Source organism: Acinetobacter sp. ACNIH3 (genome assembly GCF_002918965.1).
Classification (GTDB): Bacteria; Pseudomonadota; Gammaproteobacteria; order Pseudomonadales; family Moraxellaceae; genus Acinetobacter; species Acinetobacter schindleri.
In genome coordinates, this window is record NZ_PQLP01000097.1 from 1 (window position 1) to 3,152 (window position 3,152).

A 3,152-nucleotide genomic window follows, 5' to 3' on the forward strand; every position below is an offset into this window, starting at 1 on the left:
AAATATAATAATGAAGAACGTGAAGCAGAAGTAGAACGTCTCAAAATGCAATCTAACTATTACAATAGTGTAGTTATAGGAGATCCATTAGGTAGATTAATTAACTATTCTCCTAATATTTTGAATATTGATAAAACCAAAATACAAACTACATTAGGAATTAGAAACTCTATAAAGAGTAAAAACCTTTATATTTCTACGCCATATCGCTCTATTAAAAATAATATGATTATTTTTATATCGTATCCTATATTTGATGAAAAGAAAAATTACAAAGGCTTTATCGGATCAGCAATTTATCTAGAAGAAAAAAATGTGATCAATCAACTTTTAACAGCCACTGAAGGCTATAGAAAAAGTTACATGTATGTAATTGATAAAAATGGACAAATAATTTTTCATCCTGATCACAAAAGAATTGGTGAAATAGCTAGAAATAATAGTGGATTGGAATATATAAAACAAAACAAAAATGGGACAACTCGTCTTATCAATAGCCGAGGAGTTGATAACCTTGCAGGATTTGCACATATCAAAACTACTGATTGGATTATTATCTCTCAACAACCTACATTAGAACTTCTGACTCAAGCAAATTCAATTATTTATAAGGTTTCGGGTGGGATTTTTATATTTTATCTACTTATTTTTTATATTGTTTGGAAATGCTCATTTTATATCGCATCTCCGTTGCATAAACTTGCTTCTATTGCAGGATCACTTGACCAATCAGAAACAAGTAATGAAATTAAAAGCATTACCCCTTGGTATTATGAGATTGTTAAATTTAAGCTTTCATTATTATTAAGTATGAGAAGCTTTTCATTAAGAATAAATGAGATGGATTACCATATTAATACGGATCCCCTTACTGGTTTAATGAATCGTAGAGGTTTGAATTTCACTATAGAGAAAAAATTAAGTATAAATAGTTTTTTTTCTATTTTAATGATAGACGTAGACTTTTTTAAAAAAATAAACGATACATATGGACATGAGCAAGGAGATTTAGTCCTAAAGTGCCTTGCAGAGATTATGCAAAAAAACTTTAGGAAAAATGATGTTTGCTGCCGTTATGGAGGTGAAGAGTTTATTGTTCTAATACCAAACGTAAGTAAAGAGGAAGCTTATGAAAGTGCAGAACGGTTTAGAAAAGCGGTAGAACAACAGTTTATAGAAAATGTAGGCTACATTACTATTTCTATAGGTATAGCATATTGGCCAGAAAGCTCCAAGGACATTTCAGAAGTCTTTAGGATTGCAGATAAGCATCTTTATGAAGCTAAAATTAGTGGAAGAAACTGTATAAAATTTTAATTTATAGGCCTGATATTTAACATAAAATCTCTTATGTCAAGCAACCTGAATGCAGCGGTGCCCCATTGGGGCGCATTGAGATAAGCCTCTTTTAGATAACTTTGGCAACTCGATAAACAGTTGCAACTCCACAATTCACTGCTTTGGCAATTTCTTCCTTAGTCATATTGCCAGCTGCTAGCAATTCTTTTATTCGTTTATGTTTAGCCTCATTTGCCTTCTTGCCTGTTGGTTTGTAACCCGAACGTGTCAGACCCTGCTTAATACGTTCTATACGTTTCTCATTGTCCAGACGAGCCATCGTTGCCAGAAGATCAATCAACATATTGTTGATGAGTTCCAATATTGAATGAGTAATGCTGTCACTGGTTTGAATCATTTGGTAAGTAGTAGGAAGATCTGCTACGACTAAACGAAGTCCCTTCTCCTGGATCCTGCGCTTCAGCTCTTGAAAATTTCGTTGGGTTAGACGTGATAAGCGGTCAATACTTTCAACTAACAAGGTGTCACCTTGATTTGCTTCTGACAGTAGCTTATTCAATTCAGGTCGGTCTAACTTCGTACCACTATAGTTTTCCACGTACACAATGGTTTCGCCCAAATTCAAGTTTTGGTTTAGATCCTGAAGAATCTGCAAAGCCCTTTCTGCATCTTGATCTTTAGTTGAAGCTCGTAGATAAATACGTGTATTCATTTCTATCATTTAATCTTAATTCTATTAGATCAATGATAACACTATCATTTAATTATTGCATTAAGTCTAATGATAGATATTGTATGCGATTTGGCTCGCTATCATTCAGCTATACTCTTTTGATAAAAAAAGCATGACTAAAAGCCATGCCTTGGGAATTCGTATAACGTGTATTATGTTAATTTTAATTATTCTACATAGTTACATCTGTGCCTTATCTTCCCAAAATTTTGCTTTATCTAAATTTTTTTCTACACCTATTCCATATCGATACATAAATTCAAGATCCCTCATAGCCTCTTTACTGCCAAGAGACGCAGCTTTTTTAAATAAATATAATGCCTTAGCAGTATCTTCAGTAACTCCCTCACCATTACGATATAAATTAGCTAAACCCACCATAGAATCAGTATGATTTAAGTCAGATCCTTTTGAGAACCACACAAAAGCTTTCTTATAATGTTCTTCAGCATCAGTTGGGTCCATATCTTCAACTAAACCAGCGTATGTCGCATACCCATCACCAAGCCAATACATTGCATCGATATTGCCACTTTCCGCTGACTTAATAGCCCAGCTTTCGGCTTGAGCTTCATCTTCTTCAATACCGTAACCATGTATATATACATCGGCTAATTCTAATTGTGCTGATGAATCACCATTTTCAGCCTTTGTTAATAACTCATTTGAAAATGTTGGATTTGCCAAAGTTTGAACCGTACCGGGTTTGTCGGAGAGTCAATATTCTGAGAGACTACCCCGATGACAAAATTAAAATATACCCCTGAAATCAGAGAAAGAGCGGTTCAATTATTGATTGAATCTGAAAAAGATTATCCTTCTACTTGGGCTGCAATCACAGCAATTGCGCCTAAGATTGGTTGTACTCCTGAAACACTTCGTGCCTGGCATCAAAAGCATTTAGATCAGCAAAATCCTATTAAAGTACAACAGATATCTGATCAAGAAAAAATGAAGCAAATGGAACGTGAAATTAAAGAATTAAAGCGTGCCAATGAAATTCTACGTAAAGCAGCCGCTTTTTTCGCCCAGGCGGAGCTCGACCGCCCACACAAATAATGGTGGATTTCATCCATAACAATAAAGACTTATATGGTGTTGATGCGATTTGTAGGATTTT

Annotated in this window: 3 protein-coding genes, 1 pseudogene and 1 other annotated feature; of the genes and pseudogenes, 2 read left to right on the forward strand and 2 right to left on the reverse strand. The window is 34.3% G+C overall.

All coding sequences use genetic code 11. The annotated features are described in order from the left end of the window. A partial coding sequence (locus C3420_RS16575) for a sensor domain-containing diguanylate cyclase (RefSeq protein ID WP_103857252.1) occupies window positions 1-1,317 on the forward strand: 1,317 nt, incomplete at its 5' end. 91 nt (window positions 1,318-1,408) lie between these two features. Here the strand turns inward: C3420_RS16575 and C3420_RS16580 are convergent. Together C3420_RS16580 and C3420_RS16585 are read right to left on the reverse strand one after the other, a co-directional pair. Further along, complete coding sequence (locus C3420_RS16580) at window positions 1,409-2,020, reverse strand: recombinase family protein (protein WP_103801075.1); 612 nt, start codon at window positions 2,018-2,020, stop codon at window positions 1,409-1,411. A gap of 192 nt (window positions 2,021-2,212) precedes the next feature. Beyond that, window positions 2,213-2,719, reverse strand: a complete 507-nt coding sequence (locus C3420_RS16585) for a tetratricopeptide repeat protein (protein WP_103801076.1) — start codon at window positions 2,717-2,719, stop codon at window positions 2,213-2,215. 54 nt (window positions 2,720-2,773) lie between these two features. Here C3420_RS16585 and C3420_RS16595 point away from each other — a divergent pair. Next, window positions 2,774-3,152 (forward strand): annotated as a pseudogene (locus tag C3420_RS16595) (transposase); the annotation flags it as partial. After that, window positions 3,049-3,152: a sequence feature (AL1L pseudoknot), on the forward strand. This feature is flagged as partial in the annotation. (Overlaps the previous pseudogene by 104 nt.)